Here is a 17,612-nt window from a genome sequence, read left to right as displayed (position 1 = left end):
CTGGTTTACGCTTTCGTGCTGGTTTTCTTGCGCCCGGGCTTACGCCACGGGCCGAGCAGTTTCCGGGGACGGATGTTGGGTGCCATCTGCTCGCGGGCCAGTGACAACACTACGCCGATCGCGCAGAGCGACATCAGCAGCGCCGAACCGCCGTAGGAGATGAACGGCAGGGGAACACCGATCACCGGCATGAGGCCGGTAACAACGGCCATGTTGACCGTGCCCTGGCCGAGCAGCCACACCATGATGGTTCCGGCAAGCACCCGGTGGAACAGATCCCCCTGGGCCACCACCACGCGGTAGATGGCCGCACCCAGGATGGCGAAAAGGACCAGGACGACGACGGTCCCCACCAGCCCCAGCTCCTCACCGATGATGGCGAAGATGAAGTCGTTGTGCGCCTCGGGGATCCAGCTGTACTTCTGCCGGCTCTGGCCGAGCCCGACGCCGAACCAGCCGCCGGAGGCCAGCCCGTAGAGGCCGTTGGTGGACTGGTAGTTGGCGTCGATGCCGTCGCCGCAGCTCTGGCCGGTCCACCACGAGGTGATGCGGCAGACCCGGTTGGAGCTGGTCATGGCCATGAAGGCCATGACCGCGCCGAGTCCCACGGCCGCGAATCCGAACAGGTACAGGCGCACCCCGGCGAAGAACAGGGCGGCCGCCGTAATGAGCATGATGATCATGCCGGTGCCCAGGTCGTTCCCGAACAGAACCAGGCCGATGATCCCGCCTGCTATGGGCACCACGGGGACCACGGCGTGCCCCCACCGGTGCAGCAGCGACGCCTTCTTGGCCAGCACGGTAGCCATCCACAAGGCCAGGGCCAGCTTGGCCGCCTCGGAAGGCTGCAGGGTGAAGAACCCGCCGATGTCGATCCAGTTTTTGTTGCCGTTGACGCTGGTGCCGATCACCAGCACGAGCCCCAGCAGGGCGTAGGCGATGATGATGCCCGGCCAGGCGAGGCGCTTCAGCCACACCACGTTGATCCGGGACAGCATGAACATGCCGAAGATGCCGATTCCGGCGAACAGGCCCTGCTTGAGGGCGGCGGTGTAAGGCGACTCGCCCGCGGCGATGGCCTCCACGCTGGACGCCGACAGCACCATCATGATGCCGATGGCGGTCAGGGCCAGCGTGGTGCCGAGGATGAGGTAGTAGGTGGATCCGTTGCGGGACTTGCCGGTTCCTTCGAGGGCGGACCAGAAACGCCGGTACCACCGCCGCAGCCGGCCGGCCGCGGGAAGCCTGGATGCGGGAATCCTCGACGCCGGAGTCGTCGGCGCAGCAGCCTGTCCGGCGTTCTCCCCCGGCCGTTTCCGGGCGGCCGCAGGACGGGTGGGCGTGCTGGCCATTCTTACTCCTTGCCGGTCCGGGCCTCCCCTTCCACGAGCTCGCGGACCGCCGCGATGAAGGCATCGCCACGGTGAGCGTAGGAAGAGAACTGATCCATGGATGCAGCAGCCGGGGCCATCAGCACGGTGTCACCCGAGACGGCGAGCTGTGCCGCCGATGCGACGGCCCGTGCCATCACTGCCTCCCCGGTTTCGGCTGAATCCGGTGTGGCGTCATGTCCGGTTCCGGCTGACTGCACAATTTCAGTGTGGCCTGCCGCCTGCCGGATGACCGGGACATCCGGTGCGTGTCGCTGCAGGGACTCTTCCAGTGATGCAGTGTCCTTGCCGATCAGCACGACCGCCTTCAGACGGCGCGCGTGGTCGCGGACGAGGTCGTCGTAGCTGACACCCTTGGACAGTCCGCCGGCGATCCACACCACCGGATCGAACGCGGCCAGGGACGCCGAGGCGGCATGCGGGTTGGTGGCCTTGGAATCGTTGATCCAGAGGACGCCGTGCTGCTTCGCGACCGGCTGGATGCGGTGGCTCCCGGGAATGTACGCCTGGAGTCCCTCGCGCACGTGCTCGGGGCTGACGCCGTAAGCCCGCACCAGGCCCGCTGCGGCCAGGGCGTTGGCTACCATGTGGCGGGGTGCCACCGGGCCAAGGTCGGACATGGTGGCGAGTTCGGCGGCGCTGTCCTTCCGTTCGGCGATGAAGGCGCGGTCGACGAGCAGTCCCTCCACGACGCCGAGCATGCTGATGGCAGGCGTCAGGGTGGTGAAGGCGACAGCCCGGCAGCCTTCCACCACGTCGGCGTCCTCTACCATGCGCTCGGTTTCGATCTGCTCGTCGTTGTAGATGCAGGCCTTCTGCGTGTTTTCGTAGATCTTGGCCTTGTCGGCAAGGTAGGACTCGTAGGAGCCGTGCCAGTCCACGTGGTCCTCGGCGACATTCAGGCACACGCTGGCCACCGCCGAAACCGACTCGGACCAGTGCAGCTGGAAGCTGGAGAGTTCCACCGCGAAGACGTCATACTCCACCGGGTCGCGCAGGGCATCGAGGATGGGCGTGCCGACGTTGCCCACCGCTATCGCCTTCAGGCCCGCGGCCCGCAGCATCGACTCGGTCAGGCCCACCGTCGTCGTTTTGCCGTTCGTGCCGGTGATGGTGAGCCAGTCGGCGGTTTTCCGGCCCTCGCGGACGCGCAGGCGCCAGGCAAGTTCGACGTCGCCCCAGACCGGGATGTGGGCGCGGGCGGCAGCCGCGAGCAGCGCCTGGTCCGGCCGCCAGCCGGGCGAGGTGACCACGAGTTCGGGCTTCTGGCCGTCAATCTTGGGCAGCGTGCGGACGGCGTCCTCCCCCAGGAGCACGTCGGCCGCGCCGACGATCCGCAGCGTGTCCGCCTTGGCCCGGGCTGTTTCCGTGGTGGCGCCGTCGACCACCACCACGCGGGCGCCGAGTTCGATCAGTGTGTCCGCGGCCGCGAAGCCCGAGACACCGATCCCGGTGACCACAACGCGCAGCCCGGCCCAGTCGGAGTCCCAGCTGACGAGGTCTTTCAGCCGGGCGGAGCCCGTTGCAGCAGGGCCCGTTGCGGCGGAACCTGATGCGTCGGTGTGGGGTACGTTCACAGCAGGACCACCCATTCTGCGTAGAAGATGCCAAGACCCGCGGCGACGAACAGGCCGGCGAGGATCCAGAACCGGACAACCACGGTGACTTCCGCCCAGCCCTTGAGTTCGAAGTGGTGCTGCAGCGGCGCCATCTTGAAGAAGCGCTTGCCCTTGGTGACTTTGAAGTAGCCCACCTGGATGATGACGGAAAGCGTGATGAGGACGAACAGGCCGCCGATGAAGGCGAGCAGCAGTTCGGTGCGGGAGAGGATGGCGAACCCTGCGATGGCACCGCCGATCGCGAGGGAGCCGGTGTCGCCCATGAAGATCTTGGCCGGCGAGGTGTTCCACCACAGGAAGCCCACCAGCGCGGCGCTCATGATGGCAGCCAGCAGTGCAAGGTCCAGGGGATCCCGGACGGAGTAGCAGCCGCTGCCGGCCTCGCGGGGCGAGCCGCAGGCCTGGTTGCTCTGCCAGATGCCGATGAGCGTGTAGGCGCCGAACACCATGATGGCGGCGCCGGCAGCCAGCCCGTCGAGGCCGTCGGTGAGGTTGACGCCGTTGGTGGCCGCGGTGACGATCAGGTTTGACCAGACCACAAAGAGAATGGCCCCGAGCACGGTGCCGCCGAACGCGAGGTCAAGCCACGGGATGTCGCGGACCAGCGAGATCTTGGTGGATGCCGGGGTGACCCCGTCCGCGTCCGGGAAGTAGAGCGCCATGACGGCGAAGATGATGCCCACCGCCGCCTGCAGGATCAGCTTGGCCTTGGCGTTCAGGCCCAGGCTGCGCTGCCGTGAAATCTTGATGAAGTCGTCGAGGAACCCCACCAGGCCCATGCCCACCATCAGGAACAGCAGGAGGAGCGCGGAGGCGGACGGCCCGGGCGACCGGGGGTTCATGAGCCACATGATGAGGTGCGTTGCGCCGTAGCTCAGCAGCACCGAACCCACCACCACGGTGCCGCCCATGGTGGGCGTGCCGCGTTTGGTGTGGTGCGACGTCGGCCCGTCGTCGCGGATGAACTGGCCATAACTCTTGTGCACCAGCAGACGGATGAACAGCGGGGTGCCCACCAGTGCCAGCAGCAGGGCCAGGCCAGCGCCGATCAGAAGTGCAATCACAGCAGCTCGCTCCCTTCATTGGCAGATGTGGGGGTGGCATGTGGGGGTAATGCTATCCGATCGCCCAAGTGCCGCAGTCCCACGCTGTTCGAGGACTTGAAGAGCACCAGGTCGCCGGGTTCGAGCTGCTCCTGCAGCAGTTCGTAGGCTTCGTCGGCGGTCTCGGCGAACATGCATTCGTCGCCCCAGGACCCTTCCTGCACGGCGGAGACGTACAGCGAACGCGCTTCCCGGCCCACCACCAGGAGGCGCGAGATGTTCAGCCGCACCACCTGCGTGCCGACGGCCGTGTGCTCGCGGATCGAATCGTCACCCAGTTCCAGCATGGCGCCGAGCACGGCCCAGGTGCGGCGGCCGCGGCCGAGGTCGGCCAGCGTGCGCAGCGCTGCGCGCATGGATTCCGGGTTGGCGTTGTAGGCGTCGTTGATGACGGTGACGCCGTCGGGCCGTTCGGTCCGCTCCATGCGCCAGCGGCTGGCAGCGGACTGGGAACTCAGGGAGGCGCTGATCCTGTCGGCCGGAACGCCGGCGGAGTGCGCGGCGGCCGCCGCGGCGAGGAGATTGGCCACGTGGTGTTCGCCGATCAGCTTGCTGCTGACCCGGACAGTGGGCTCCCCCGGCACTTCGAGGTCGAACTCCGGGTTTCCTGAAGCGTTGGTGTCCAGCTGGGCCGCCCGGACGGCCGGAGCATCCGGCTGGGCATCCCGGGAGGAAAAACCAAGAACGGCGGCCCGGGTGCGCTCGGCCATGGCGGCAACGCGGGGGTCGTCAAGGTTGAGCACTGCCGTGCCGTCCACGGGCAGGGCCTCGGCCAGCTCACCCTTGGCGGTGGCGATGTTTTCCACGCCGCCGAATTCGCCGGCGTGGGCTGTTCCCACTCCGAGCACCACACCGATCTCCGGACGGACCATGTCGGCCAGGTAGCGGATGTGTCCGATGCCGGTGGCGCCCATCTCGATCACCAGGAACCGGGTGTCAAGACCCGCCTGGAACACGGTGAGGGGCACGCCGACCTCGCCGTTGTAGGAACCCTGCGGTGAAACCGTGGTCCCCTCGCCGGCCAGGATGCCCGCGAGCAGGTCCTTGGTGGTGGTCTTGCCGGCTGAGCCTGTGATGCCGATGACGGTCAGTTGTTCACCGGCCGCCTCGCGGTGGTGCCTGATCCGCCGGACAGCCTCGGCCGCGAGGGCTCCCAGGGCCAGTACCGCGTCCTCGACGAGGACAGACGGATACGTCCGGCCAGCGTCGTCCTTGATTTCACGCTCGGTGAGCGCCAGAACGGCGCCGCGGTCAAAGGCCGCCCCCACAAAGCTGTGCCCGTCTGCGTTTTCGCCGGGTTTGGCCACGTAGAGGGAGCCGGCAACGGCCTCCCGGGAGTCGGTCACCACGGATCCGGGGGTGACGTCGGGGTCGGCGAGCAGGCGGCCGCTGGTGATTTCGGCGATTTCCGCCGCAGTTAGTTCAATCATGTCGGTCTAGGACTCTATCCCGTCGTCTTGGAGAACGGTGAATCCTCGTGCCGTCAAGGCGTTCCGTAGTTCCACCCTGTCGTCGAGGGCAAGGTTGACTCCCTTGACCTCCTGCCACACTTCGTGCCCGCGCCCCGCGACCAGGATGGTGTCCTCCGGAGCAGCGAGGTTGACGGCCTCCCGGATGGCGGCATCCCGGGGGAAAACTTCCATGATCCTGCAGTCGAGCTGCTCGGCTTCCTTGGCGTCCGTCGCCCCCACCAGCACGTCCGCGCGGATCGCCGCGGCATCCTCATCGTGGGGGTCGTCATCGCTGACGATCACGACGTCGGCAAGCCGGGCGGCGATGGCGCCCATGGAAGGGCGCTTGCCCTGGTCGCGCTGGCCGGTGGCACCGAAAACGACGATCACCTTGGAAGCGGGCTCCGGGGAGCGGACCGCCTCCAGGGCCCGCGCCAGTGCATCGGTGTTGTGGGCGAAGTCCACGACGGCGGCCGGCCGGGTGGACACGAGCTGCATGCGGCCGGGAACTGCCACCGTGAAGGGATCCCTGGCGTCCAGTGCTGCCTGCACCTCGGCCGGGTCTGCGCCGCCGGCGAGCACCATGGTCAGGGCCAGGGCCGCGTTGGAGACGTTGAACGCGCCGGGCAGGCCCGTATGCACGCGCAGTTCCGCGCCTTCCCGGCTGCGGAGGATGAACTCGGTGCCGAGGCCGAGGGGCTTCGGGGAGGTCACGGTCCAGTCGGCCACCGCAAAGTTTTCTTCCCCTTCGGGCCGGCTGCCGGGCTGCAGGGTTGCCAGCGTGGTGACCGGGAGCTCAGTCTCGGCGGCAAGCCGCCGTCCCCACTCGTCGTCGACCGTCACGACGGCGGCCCTGGCGCGTCCGGCGGTAAACAGCTCCGCCTTGGTCCGGTAGTACTCCTCCATGGTGCCGTGCAGGTCCAGGTGGTCCTGGGTGAGGTTGGTGAAACCGGCGACGTCGAAGACCACGCCGTCCACCCGGCGGAACGAAACGGCGTGCGAGGAGACCTCCATGGTCGCGGCGTCCAGTCCGCGTTCCCGCATGAGGGCAAGCAGGGCATGCACGTCGGTGGATTCCGGCGTGGTCAGGAGGCTGGGAATCGGGTCACCTCCGGCCAGGATCTCGATGGTGCCGATGAGTCCGGTCTTCTTGCCCATCGCCTGCAGCAGGGCGTTGATGAAGTAGGTGGTGGTGGTTTTTCCGTTGGTGCCGGTCACGCCGAACATCGAGGGGCCCGGGAGGTCCGCGTCCTGGCTCCGGTAGATCAGCTTGGACAGGCGGCCCACCACGCTGCGGGGCTCGGCCACTACAAGGACGGGGACGGCAATGTCATGCCCTACGGCAAGGAGCTTCCCGCCGGCGTCGTCCGTCAGCACCGCGACCGCGCCGGACTCGATGGCCGTCTTGGCGAAGTCAGCGCCGTGCCGGGACGCCCCGGGCAGGGCAACATACAGGTCCCCGCGTTCCACGGTCCGTGAGTTCAGTGAGATGCCGGTGACCGGAATGGATTCGGCGGCCCCGGCCACTGCGACGCCGACTGACTGGCCGATGACACCCAGCTCGACGGCGGCGACGGCGGTGGGCCTGAAGCCGCTCCTGGATGCCTGCCCCTCCGGGGCGTCGGCAGTGCCGGGGTCATGGTGCTGTGACAACTGAATCTCCGTTGGTGCTAGTGGACCACGGACACGACAGAACTGTTTGTCCAGCCGTACCGCGGTCTCTCTTGGCGGGCGTTACGTGGCGTACTGCCTCATTGGGCGTACGCCGTTATTTGGCATACTGGGGCAGCCTCACGGGCGTTCCCTTGGACGGCGGAACGTTGTACATCCGCAGTGCCTGGCCCATGACCGAGCGGAACACGGGGCCGTTGGTGATTCCGTAAATCGACCCCTTGGGACGCTGCAGGACCACCTCAACAATAAACCGCGGATCGTCCATCGGCGCCATTCCCACCATGGAGGCGGTGTAACCGCAGAAGCCGGCGGTCCCGTCATCACAGGGCGATTGCGAGGTACCCGTCTTGGCCCCGACCCGGTAGCCGTCGATCGCGGCCTCCTTGATCTGGCCCTCGGTCACAGCGCTTTCGAGGATGTCCCTGACATCCTGTGCCGTCTCCTCCGAGACCACCCTCCGGGACGGCTTGGCCGCCACCTTCTCCTCTGTTCCGTCAGGGCTGATGTAGCTGTCGATGAGCCGCGGCTGCAGCATCACGCCGTCATTGGCGATGGTCTGGTAGGCGCGGACCGTCTGCAGGGTGGACTGCGAGACGCCCTGCCCGAACAGCACCGTGTACTGCTGGCGGCCGTCCCACTGGTCAGCCGGGGTCAGGATGCCCTTCGCTTCCGCCGGCAGGCCGATCTCCGGTGCCTCGCCGATGCCGAATTTCTTCAGCCAGTCGTAGCGTTGCTCCTTGGTGAGCCGCTGGCCTGCCATCACGGTGCCGGTGTTCATGGACCAGCCCAGGATGCCCGCCAGGGTCCGCTTCTCGGTCCCGTGGGAGAAGGAGTCATCGAACTGCTGGCCGTCCACCACCAGGGACGGCGGGATCACAAAGGTGTCAAGCGGTTTGGCCTTGCCCTCTTCGATGACGGCGGCCGCTGTGATCATCTTTTCCACGGACCCGGGCTCGTAGGCAGCGGTGACGGAGCGCACGCCGCGGTCCTTGGCAGCCACCTTGCCGGGGTCGTTGGGGTCGGGCGTGTTGGTGTCGGCCATGGCGATGATGTTGCCGGTCTTCGCCTCAGAGACGATGATGACACCCCACTCGGCGCTGAGCTTGTCAGTCTGGGTCTGGATGGCCTGCTGGGCGAAGTACTGGAGGTCGGAGTTCAGGGTGAGCTTGACGTCCTTGCCATCCTGCGCGGGCGTCAGTTCGTCGATGCCCACGGGGATACGGAGGCCGTCGGCGCCGATTTCAAACACGCGTTTGCCGGGAGTGCCGCGCAGAATCCCGTCCTGGGTCTGCTCGAGGCCTGCCTGACCGGTGGTTCCGTTTTCCAGGAAGCCCACAATGCCGCCGGCCACTGACCCGTTCGGGTACACACGCTTGCTGGTTCCTTCGGAGAAGATGCCCGGGATCTGCAGTTCCGAAACCCGGTTTTCGACGTCGGGCCGGAGATCCTTGGCCACGATGTAGTAGGTCCTGGTGCCGGTGACGGATTTGCGCACGTCCTCAACGTCCATGCCCAGGACGGAGGCGAGCTCCGCGATCCCCTGGTCACGGGACACGGTAACGAGCTCGTCCTTGCCGTTCACCTTTTCAAGCCGTTTGAAGGATTCGGTCTTGGTGTTTACGGACTGGTCAACGGTGATGTTGTAGCGGATGACGCTGTTGGCCAGCACTGTTCCGTTGGCGTCCAGGATGCTGCCCCGCTCGGCCGGCAGCACGGTGGGGCGCAGCCGGTTATCCAAGGCAGCTTCTGCCATGCCCCCGACGTCAAGCCCCTGGACCAGGAAGAGCTTTCCACCGACCACCAGCAGCAATGCAAGCATGATGCTGAGTCCCAGGCGGAGTCTCTTGGTGGCGTTAGCAACTTTCTTCTTGCCTGTTTTGCCCTTGCCTTGCGCCACGCTCATCCCCTACTGCTTGCCATGCGGGCTACCAGCCGCCTGTTCCTTCCCTACTGACCCGGCGTCCTTTGCTCCGGAGCCGGAATGGTGCCGCCGTTCAGGGCCGCGGGCTTGGCGGCAGCCGCCGGTTCGGCCGGCTTGGCATCCGCTTCCTTGGTCTCCGGCTGTGCGGCCGCCGTTTCACCGGCTGCCGGCACCCTGCTTGCCAGCGGCTCGCCCGAGCTGGCGGGCGGGACCACGTTCAGCTGGCCGGGGACGGCGGGGGCGGCAATCACCGCTCCTGCACGGTCCCCCTTTACCGCCGGCTTGGCATCCCCGCTGACGGTCAGCGTGGAAAGATCGATCTGTCCCTTGCCGGTGGAGGCAACCATTCCCAATTCTGCGGCCTTGGCAGCCAGATTCTGGGGAGCCTCGAAGTTTTGGACCTGCTGTGTCAGGTCCTGGTTCTGCTTGGTGAGCGCCGTCTGTTCGGCACGGAGCTTGACCAGCTGGTACTGCGCTGTGGACACGGAGATGTTGAGCACCAGCACCGCGATCAGCGCCGCTGCCAGCATGCCGAAGCAGAGTACAACAAAAGGAGCGCGGCGCTTCCTCGGCGCGGACCGGACCAGGGAAAGCGGGGTGCGCGCCTTGCGGGCCGAACCCGGAAGGCCGGCCTGCTCACCTATACCCTGGACGCTCGGGCCGGACGGAAGGGCGAGGTTCTTGGCAGCTGAGGTGCTCATGTTGCTCTCCTGGCTCTGATGCGTTCCACTGCGCGCAGCCGGGCTGATGCTGCACGCGAATTCTCTGCGATTTCGACGGCGGTGGGCACCTCGGTGCCCTTGGTCAGGGTTTTGAGTTCGGCCTTGTGTTCTTCAAGCTCCACCGGGAACCCGAGCGGAGCTGATGATTTGGAGCGGGACTGGAAGACGCCCTTGACGATCTTGTCTTCCAGGGAGTGGTAGGACATCACGACGATCCGGCCGCCAAGCGCAATTGCATCCACGGCCGCCGGCACCGCGCGCTCGAGGACGTCCAGTTCCTCGTTGACTTCGATGCGCAGCGCCTGGAAGGTGCGTTTGGCCGGGTGTCCGCCGGACTTGGCGGCGGCGGCCGGAACCACAGCGCGGATCTGTTCGACGAGTTCCCCGGTGGTGGTGAACGGCTTCACTGCGCGGGCGGCGACGATCCTGTTGGCGATGCGCCCGGCGAACTTTTCCTCACCCCACTTGCGGATGATCCTGACGAGCTCTTCTTCGCTGTAGGTGTTGACGACATCCGCCGCCGTCTGGCCGCGGCTGGTGTCCATCCGCATGTCCAGCGGTGCGTCAAAGGAATAAGCGAAACCGCGTTCACGCTCGTCAAGCTGGAGGGACGAGACGCCGAGGTCCATCAGGATGCCGTGGACCTCGGGAATGCCGAGGTCCTCAAGCACCTCGGCGATTTCGTCGTACACGGCGTGGACCAGGTCGGTGCGGGCCGCAAAGGGCTCGAGCCGCTCCCCCGCCAGCGCCAAGGCTTCCTCGTCGCGGTCGATCCCCACGAGGTGCAGGTCCGGGAAACGCTGGAGCATGGCTTCGGAGTGCCCGCCCATCCCGAGCGTGGCGTCGATGACCACCGGCGTTTCACCGCGCGAGCGTGCTGCCTCGAATCCGGGCGCCAACAGATTGATGCACCGGTCCTTCAGGACCGGCACATGGCGTTCGGACGTTGGCTTTGGCTGGCCGGGTTCTGTCACGCCTTCGTCCTTCCTTGAGCGCCTGGGAATCTCTTATGCCGGGTTTCTTGGGCCAGATCCCCATCCGCGCCTATCCCGCTGACTGCCTGGCTCCGGGGAAGTGAGCCAGGTAGCCGGAAGGATGGGCGGCTGGAGATCTCGTCCAAGAAACAAATCCGGACTCGTGCCGGCCTAAAGGATGCCGGCGATGGGGTTGTCGGTCTCGGAGAAGGAGGTTTCCTTCTCCGCCAGGTACGCATTCCAGGCTTGGGCATCCCAGATCTCCGCCCGGGTGCCGGCCCCAATAACGGCCAACTCCCTGCCGAGCCCTGCGTACTCCCGGAGCGCGGGAGGTATGGTCACGCGCCCCTGCTTGTCAGGCACCTCGTCTGAGGCTCCAGAGAGAAAAACCCGGATGTAGTCACGAGCCTGCTTGTTGGAGATCGGTGCCTCCCTGATCTGCTCGTGGACCCTCGCGAATTCCTGCTCGCTGAAGACGTAGATGCAGCGCTCCTGGCCTCGCGTGAGAACAAGTCCGCCGGCAAGCTCCTCACGGAACTTGGCGGGAAGAATGATCCTGCCCTTTTCGTCAAGACGCGGCGAGTGTGTCCCAAGGAACACGTCCCCACCGCCCGTCTGCCGTCAGAAGCCGAACAACCCCCGCGCTGCCACTACCCTCTTACGCGCTCCACTTTACTCCACTTCTCCCCACAGTCAACGTGACACAGGCATTTCTCCGCGGTTTGGAGAAACAGTTTTGCCCGGAATGACGCGGATTTTTGGGCGGGGGTGGGAAGTGGAGGGAAATCGCTCCCTTTCCGGCTCAGCCAGGGTGCCCCGCCCCTCTGTGCGGGATCGTCCAACGGCGGCGGCTCGGGCCTAAATCCGCGGTTTAAAGCGGAATGACCCGCCGTGGCGGGTCATTCCTGGTCTATTTGGCACCCACCGGGGATGACCAGGTGGTGCGAAGTGGAGGCTGGTGCGGGGCAGGCGTGGTGGGAAGTGGAGCAGCGCTCAGGACTCCCCGCGGCGCCTTTCGTCCCAGCGTTCTTCGAGGCTGTTCATGAAGGAGCTCTTACCCTTTGACTTTCGGCCATGCCCGCCGGCCTTCGCTTTGCCCGCCGCAGCGCTGCGCATCGTGGCAAAGTAAACCCCGGCACCCATGACAACAAACCCGAGGACCCCTACGAAGATGTTCTGCAGGGAAACCCCAACAAGGAGGAGCAGCACCCCGGCCAGCGTGGCCAGTACGCCAATCACAATGTGCCGGGTGGACCAGCTGCGGCCGGGATCCGAGCCCATGGAATTGGCGAACTTGGGATCGTCCTCATGCAGTTGCCTCTCGAGTTGCTCGAGCAGCTTCTGTTCGTGCTCCGAGAGCGGCATCACGACCTCCTTAAGTAGGCCAACGTCCAGACAGGTCGGAACCGGTTGTTCCTGCCCCGTCAACGACCGGCATGCCCTCCGGGTTCCCGGCCTGCCAACCTCGGCAAATCCAGGGATCCAAGCATACCGACGCGGCGGGTCAGGTGATCCACACATGTCCAGACGTTCGAAATCTTTGTATCTATAAGGATAGTTTGTTGGGCGCTGTTCTGAAAGACGCTGTTCAACGGCGCCAACGCGCCCCAGGCCTTGAAATGACACTGATCCGCGCCCCTGAATGCGGTTTCCCGATTCCGCTGGTGTCAGCGGAATCACGTCAGTGGCTGCCGCTCCCAGGCTCAAGCAGCCGCGCCGGCAGCACGGACTTGCTGCCGAACTTCTCGGCCACCTTGTCCAGGGCCTGTTCAGCAGCCCGCCAGTTGTCATCGCGCCTGTCAAGGCTCAGCTGAAGGGAGGTCTGGGCGGCGGTCTCCAGCTGTTCCGCCCGGACCCCCACCAGCCGGACCGTCAGCGGCCGGCTGCCGAGTGACTCCAGCAACTGGACGGCCACGCCATAGATGAGCTGCGCGCTGTCCAGCGGAGTGTGGACCGTGCGGCTGCGCGTTACGGTGGAGAAGTCGGCGTACCGCAGCTTGAGGGCCACAGTCCTGGCCACCATGCCCGATGCGCGGAGCCTCTCGGCCGTGCGGTGTGACAGCCGCAGCAGCTCGCGGTGCAGCAGGGCGTCGTCGGCCGTATCCGAGGCGAACGTCTCTTCTGCTCCAATGCTTTTCTCCACCCTCACCGGGGTGACCGTCCGGCTGTCGATACCCCAGGAGAGCCGGTGGACGTGTTCGCCGGTGGCGCCCAGTACCTTCTTGAGCGAGGAGACGGGCGTCGCGGCGACGTCCGCTACGGTGCGGATTCCCATCCGGGCCAGAACTTCCGCCGTCTTGCCGCCTACGCCCCACAGGGCATTGACCGGCAGGCTGTGAAGATACGGCACGGTTTCTTCCGGCCGGATGAGCAGCAGGCCATCCGGCTTGCACCGGGTGGAAGCGATCTTGGCCACGAATTTGCTGGCAGCGATCCCCACAGACGCTGTGATGCCCAGTTCGCTGGCGACCCTCCGGCGGATCAGCTGGCCGATTTCCAGCGGGGGGCCGAGCCTGCGGATCGCCCCTCCCACGTCAAGGAACGCCTCATCGACACTGAGCGGCTCGACGAGCTCCGTGATGGATTCGAAAATGGCCATCAGCTGGCCGGACACCTCGTAGTAGAGCTTGTGCCTCGGCTCGATGATGATGGCCTGAGGACACAGCCGGTGGGCCACTGCCATGGGCATCGCCGATTTCACGCCAAATTTGCGCGCCTCATAGGAGGCTGACAGCACCACGGAGCGTTCCGCCGGAAAGCCAACGATGACCGGCCGGCCTCGAAGGTCGGGACGGGCGCGGAGTTCCACGGAGACAAAAAACGCGTCCATGTCGACGTGCATGATGCTCGCCCGCCGAAGGTCCCGAAGCCGCGCTTCCGCCTGCTCTCTCTCCTCGTCCGGCCCCACGTCTGCAATCCTATGCCCTCCACCCGACTAAACTGGAGGCTGCATCCGGCATCAACACCCAGGAGGACCGCACCTGTGAAGGTCATTGGAACGCTCATGCCTGCCCGCCTTGGGCTGCTCGCCGCGGGAGCGGCCGTGCTGGCGGGGGCGACTGCATGCACGGCACAGGCGCCCGGTTCCGCAACGCCCGCAGCAACAGCGTCGGCCTCCCCGGCTGCCGCGGCAACAAACACGGCGACCGCCACGGCTTCCGCGCCGGCAACAGCCAGCCCGAGCGCCGCGCCCGGCACGTCGGCCACCGTGGGTGCCCTGGTTGCCGGCTTCCCGGCCAAGCTGCTTCCGGTGATGCCCGGGGCGAAGGTGGTGGCCAGCAGCTTCGACAAGTCGGCCTCCCCGGCCACCGCCGCACTGGTGGGTTCAACCTCCGCCAAGCCGGCCGCCGTCGTCGCCTATTACACCAAGGCCCTGGAAGCACAGGGCTTCAAGGCCGTTCCCGGCAACACAGTGGGCAGCGTGGCATCAAAGGACTTCGTGCGCGGGGGAAGCGAGACGGTTAACATCGCTGTCCCCCAAACCGGCGGAATTTCCACCTTCACCATCGGCGCCAACGTGACGCCCGAGTCCGTCAAGTGATGGTGGCCGAGCAGCTTCGCGTCGAGCAGGCGGACTTCGTGGCCGCCGTCGCGGGAAAGCTCACAGATTTTCTGACAACCCGGCAGTCGATCATGAATGCCATTTCGCCGGACATCGATCCCATCATGGGGTCCATCTCCAACCTGGTCACCGGCGGAAAGCGGCTTCGCGCCCTCATGTGCTACTGGGGATGGCGCGGAGCAGGCGGTCCTGCCACAGCCGAGGACATCATCACGGCAGGCGCCGCCCTTGAGCTGTTCCAGGCCGCAGCGCTGATCCACGACGACATCATCGACCGGTCGGATACCCGCCGGGGCGGACCCAGCGTGCACCGCCGGTTCAGCCAGCTCCACGAGTCCCAGGGCTGGGCACTCGACAGCGAACGCTTCGGCCACGCCGCGGCCATCCTGGCCGGCGACCTCTGCCTGTCCTTCAGCGAAGAGGCCTTCACCGACATCGGTGAAACGGCGGCCTCCGGCAGCAGGGCAAGGCTGATCTTCAACCTGATGCGCTCCGAGGTCATGGCCGGCCAGTACTTGGACATCCTGGAAGAGGTGGCGGGGCCGGTCCGGGACCGTGCCGGTGCCGTCAGCCGCGCCCAGTCGATCATCCGTTTCAAGTCGGCCAAGTACTCGACGGAGCACCCGCTCGCCCTGGGCGGGGCGCTCGGCGGCGCTTCTGATGAGCTGCTCCGGGGCTACTCCGCCTTCGCGCTGCCGCTCGGCGAAGCCTTCCAGCTCCGCGACGACGTGCTGGGCGTCTTCGGGGACCCGGTCACCACCGGCAAGCCTGCCGGCGACGACCTCCGGGAGGGCAAGCGGACCGTGCTCGTCGCCTTCGCCCTGGACCTGGCGACCCCCGAGGAGTCTGCGTTTATCGACTCCAGGCTCGGCAGTCCTGACCTGAGCGACGAAGACGTTGCCGAGATCCGCCGGATCATTGCGGACTGCGGCGCGCTGCAGGCCACTGAGGTGCTGATCGAGGAATTCGGGGCGGCAGCGTATGCAGCCCTGGAGCTGCTGCCGCTGGAGGACCTCCCCAAGACCGCGTTGCGGCGGCTGGCGGAGGCGACAGTGAGCCGGGCCGCCTAAACGGCTGGCCCGGCCCGTTTGTTACAAAGCCTGGTCTGTTACCAGTCCGGGTTCATTACCAGGCTGGGTTCACTACCAGGCTGGGTTCACTACCAGGCCAGGGACTGTGCCCGGCGGCGGATTTCTGTCTTGCGTCCTTCACGGAGGGCGTCGATGGGCCGCCCGCGCAGCGACTCGTCAGGGGTGAAAAGCCACCCGATGAGCTCTTCGTCGGAGAAGCCGGCGTCTGCCAGCACCACGATCGTGCCCTTGAGGCTCTCTACTACGTGGCCGTCCTGAAGGAAAGCGGCGGGCACCGAACGGATCTTGCGTTCCCCGATCCGCAGGGCTGCCAGCGCGCGCTCGTCAAGGAGCCCGTGGACTTTGGTAATGGACACATCCAGCATCTGGGCAACATCTGGCAGGGGCAGCCAGTCGCCTACAAGGGTTTCAACAGTACTCACGGGACAAGGTTGCCATGGCGGGCGCCCGCAAGCCTAGTCAGAACGGCGCGCTCCTCGGCCCGCAACATTTTGGCGCGCGACACTCCCAGCGCGCCTGATTTTCCGGGTGAAAACCAATTCTTGTGCTAACCGAGAAATCGTGAGAGATTCACATAGATAACATTCGCACCACGATTAACATCAGTAACATTAGTATCACGAGCAAATGGCATGACCGACAGCAATCGCCGCTGAGAAGAGGACTTTCCCATGACGACGACCCGCTCCACCAAGCAGTCACCCCGGCCGGGCCTGCCCCTGATCGCGGCCACGACAGCCACGCTGCCTGCCGTCATGCTTTCCTCCCTTGCGGTCGCCGAGCCCGCAGCGGCCGAAGCCCGTCCTAAGACGGTCCCTGCGACACTTGCCGCCGCCATCGAGGCTCAGGCGGCTGCAGCTAAAGCGGGTGTGATTCCCGCAGCCTCCGTGCCGGCAGCCCTCCCGTCAGCCCTGCAGCCCACCCGCGTCACCCCGTCGTCCCACACGGTGGTCCGCGGGGACACGGTCAGCGGCATCGCCGGCCGGTATGGCCTCAGCACCTCTGCCGTGCTCAAGCTCAACAACCTCAGGTCGAACTCCGTGATCTACCCGGGACAGCGCATCAAGCTGAAGGGTGCCGCGGCACCGGCGGCGAAGACTGCTGCCGCGCCTGCCCGTACCGCCGCCCGGACGTACACCGTCAAATCCGGTGACACCCTGGGCGGCATTGCCTGGCGGCACGGCGTCAAGCTTTCCCAGGTGCTCAGCTGGAACGGGCTCAAGATGACATCGACCATCTTCCCGGGCCAGAAGATCCGGCTCGGTGCCGGCACGGCCGTTGCGGCTGCACCGACCAAGGCGGCAGCACCGGCCGCCACCCGCTCCGCCTCCTACGTCATCAAGTCCGGGGACACACTGTCCGGTATCGCGGCCAGGCATGGCGTGAAGCTTTCGGCCATCCTGTCGGCGAACCGGCTGAAGGTCACCAGCACCATCTTCCCCGGCCAGAAGATCGCCATTCCCGGCAAGACCGGCTCCGTCCAGCCCGCGTCCAGCGTCACGCCGCTGGTGCCCAGCTCCTTCCTCGGCTACACCTACCCGCCCGCCGTCGTCAGCTCGGCCAACAAGAACAAGGCCCTGCTCAACGCCTCGCCCGTCCCGTCCCTGGCGCAGATGCAGTCCATTGTGGCCGACACGGCACGGCGGATGGGCGTGGATCCCGCGCTGGCACAGGCCTTCGCCTACCAGGAGTCGGGCTTCAACCAGCGGGCAGTGTCGCCGGCCAACGCCATCGGCACCATGCAGGTGATCCCCTCCTCCGGCCAGTGGGCATCTGACCTCGTGGGCCGGAAACTGAACCTGCTGGACCCCTACGACAACGTCACCGCCGGCGTCGCCATCATCCGCCAGCTGATCCGGACCAGCAAGAACCTGGACTACGCCATCGCCGGTTACTACCAGGGCCAGTACTCGGTCAACAAGTACGGCATGTACACCGACACCAAGCACTACGTCGCAGCCATCAAGGCACACCGCAAGAACTTCAGCTGACGTGCCCCACTTGCCCCGGGGCAGGGTCAGACCAGCCCCGGGGAGCATAACGATACGGGTCCGGATCCTATGTTGATTCGGACCCGTTTCCGTGCAGCACTTAGTATCGAAGA

15 protein-coding genes are annotated in these 17,612 nt (G+C 66.2%); 3 read left to right on the top strand and 12 right to left on the bottom strand.

What is annotated here, in order from left to right:
- Positions 1-5: 5 nt before the first annotated feature.
- From ftsW to dinB, 11 genes are all read right to left on the bottom strand, one after another.
- Positions 6-1,352, bottom strand: a complete 1,347-nt coding sequence (gene ftsW, locus ACFTR6_RS16315; RefSeq protein ID WP_377958635.1) for a putative lipid II flippase FtsW — start codon at positions 1,350-1,352, stop codon at positions 6-8.
- A 2-nt stretch (positions 1,353-1,354) separates the two neighbouring features.
- Complete coding sequence (gene murD / locus ACFTR6_RS16310; RefSeq protein ID WP_377958634.1) at positions 1,355-2,983, bottom strand: UDP-N-acetylmuramoyl-L-alanine--D-glutamate ligase; 1,629 nt, start codon at positions 2,981-2,983, stop codon at positions 1,355-1,357.
- Positions 2,965-4,074 carry a phospho-N-acetylmuramoyl-pentapeptide-transferase gene (gene mraY / locus ACFTR6_RS16305; RefSeq protein WP_076798032.1) on the bottom strand — a complete coding sequence of 370 codons (1,110 nt, stop codon included), beginning with the start codon at positions 4,072-4,074 and terminating at the stop codon, positions 2,965-2,967. The genes murD and mraY overlap by 19 nt, the downstream gene beginning before the upstream one ends.
- Positions 4,071-5,543, bottom strand: a complete 1,473-nt coding sequence (gene murF / locus ACFTR6_RS16300; protein ID WP_377958633.1) for a UDP-N-acetylmuramoyl-tripeptide--D-alanyl-D-alanine ligase — start codon at positions 5,541-5,543, stop codon at positions 4,071-4,073. The genes mraY and murF overlap by 4 nt, the downstream gene beginning before the upstream one ends.
- Positions 5,544-5,549: 6 nt before the next feature.
- Entirely contained in the window at positions 5,550-7,217 is a 1,668-nt protein-coding gene (locus tag ACFTR6_RS16295; protein WP_377958632.1) for a UDP-N-acetylmuramoyl-L-alanyl-D-glutamate--2,6-diaminopimelate ligase, read from the bottom strand.
- A 115-nt stretch (positions 7,218-7,332) separates the two neighbouring features.
- A complete protein-coding gene (locus ACFTR6_RS16290) occupies positions 7,333-9,141 on the bottom strand; it encodes a penicillin-binding protein 2 (RefSeq protein ID WP_087874094.1) in 1,809 nt (602 codons plus the stop codon).
- 44 nt (positions 9,142-9,185) lie between these two features.
- Positions 9,186-9,860: a hypothetical protein gene (locus ACFTR6_RS16285; RefSeq protein ID WP_377958631.1), complete on the bottom strand. Its 675-nt coding sequence runs from the start codon at positions 9,858-9,860 to the stop codon at positions 9,186-9,188.
- Complete coding sequence (rsmH, locus tag ACFTR6_RS16280; protein WP_076798036.1) at positions 9,857-10,855, bottom strand: 16S rRNA (cytosine(1402)-N(4))-methyltransferase RsmH; 999 nt, start codon at positions 10,853-10,855, stop codon at positions 9,857-9,859. The genes ACFTR6_RS16285 and rsmH overlap by 4 nt, the downstream gene beginning before the upstream one ends.
- 171 nt (positions 10,856-11,026) lie before the next feature.
- Positions 11,027-11,455: a division/cell wall cluster transcriptional repressor MraZ gene (gene mraZ / locus ACFTR6_RS16275; RefSeq protein WP_076798037.1), complete on the bottom strand. Its 429-nt coding sequence runs from the start codon at positions 11,453-11,455 to the stop codon at positions 11,027-11,029.
- Positions 11,456-11,848: 393 nt separating this feature from the next.
- On the bottom strand, positions 11,849-12,220 hold the full coding sequence (locus tag ACFTR6_RS16270; protein WP_076798038.1) for a DUF3040 domain-containing protein: 372 nt from the start codon (positions 12,218-12,220) through the stop codon (positions 11,849-11,851).
- Positions 12,221-12,536: 316 nt separating this feature from the next.
- Positions 12,537-13,697 carry a DNA polymerase IV gene (gene dinB / locus ACFTR6_RS16265; protein WP_377958660.1) on the bottom strand — a complete coding sequence of 387 codons (1,161 nt, stop codon included), beginning with the start codon at positions 13,695-13,697 and terminating at the stop codon, positions 12,537-12,539.
- A gap of 141 nt (positions 13,698-13,838) precedes the next feature.
- Between dinB and ACFTR6_RS16260 the strand changes: the two genes are divergently transcribed.
- A complete protein-coding gene (locus ACFTR6_RS16260) occupies positions 13,839-14,396 on the top strand; it encodes a hypothetical protein (protein WP_377958630.1) in 558 nt (185 codons plus the stop codon).
- Positions 14,393-15,487, top strand: coding sequence for a polyprenyl synthetase family protein (locus ACFTR6_RS16255; protein WP_087874097.1), 1,095 nt, complete (start codon positions 14,393-14,395; stop codon positions 15,485-15,487). Before ACFTR6_RS16260 ends, ACFTR6_RS16255 begins: the two co-directional genes overlap by 4 nt.
- A gap of 89 nt (positions 15,488-15,576) precedes the next feature.
- On the opposite strand, the gene ACFTR6_RS16250 is transcribed toward ACFTR6_RS16255, so the two are convergent.
- Entirely contained in the window at positions 15,577-15,930 is a 354-nt protein-coding gene (locus ACFTR6_RS16250) for an Rv2175c family DNA-binding protein (RefSeq protein WP_087874098.1), read from the bottom strand.
- Between the two features lie 249 nt (positions 15,931-16,179).
- Between ACFTR6_RS16250 and ACFTR6_RS16245 the strand changes: the two genes are divergently transcribed.
- Positions 16,180-17,499 carry a LysM peptidoglycan-binding domain-containing protein gene (locus ACFTR6_RS16245; RefSeq protein WP_377958629.1) on the top strand — a complete coding sequence of 440 codons (1,320 nt, stop codon included), beginning with the start codon at positions 16,180-16,182 and terminating at the stop codon, positions 17,497-17,499.
- Positions 17,500-17,612: the final 113 nt, after the last annotated feature.

The organism is Arthrobacter sp. NPDC057009, assembly GCF_042673905.1.
Classification (GTDB): Bacteria; Actinomycetota; Actinomycetes; order Actinomycetales; family Micrococcaceae; genus Arthrobacter.
This window is presented reverse-complemented; position numbering and strand designations above follow the sequence as displayed.

Bases quoted from the DNA above. Each gene is read 5' to 3' on its own strand.
- ftsW (WP_377958635.1), bottom strand. From the start codon at position 1,352: ATGGCCAGCACGCCCACCCGTCCTGCGGCCGCCCGGAAACGGCCGGGG.
- murD (WP_377958634.1), bottom strand. From the start codon at position 2,983: ATGGGTGGTCCTGCTGTGAACGTACCCCACACCGACGCATCAGGTTCC.
- murF (WP_377958633.1), bottom strand. From the start codon at position 5,543: ATGATTGAACTAACTGCGGCGGAAATCGCCGAAATCACCAGCGGCCGC.
- ACFTR6_RS16290 (WP_087874094.1), bottom strand. From the start codon at position 9,141: ATGAGCGTGGCGCAAGGCAAGGGCAAAACAGGCAAGAAGAAAGTTGCT.
- ACFTR6_RS16285 (WP_377958631.1), bottom strand. From the start codon at position 9,860: ATGAGCACCTCAGCTGCCAAGAACCTCGCCCTTCCGTCCGGCCCGAGC.
- ACFTR6_RS16270 (WP_076798038.1), bottom strand. From the start codon at position 12,220: ATGCCGCTCTCGGAGCACGAACAGAAGCTGCTCGAGCAACTCGAGAGG.
- dinB (WP_377958660.1), bottom strand. From the start codon at position 13,697: ATGCACGTCGACATGGACGCGTTTTTTGTCTCCGTGGAACTCCGCGCC.
- ACFTR6_RS16245 (WP_377958629.1), top strand. From the start codon at position 16,180: ATGACGACGACCCGCTCCACCAAGCAGTCACCCCGGCCGGGCCTGCCC.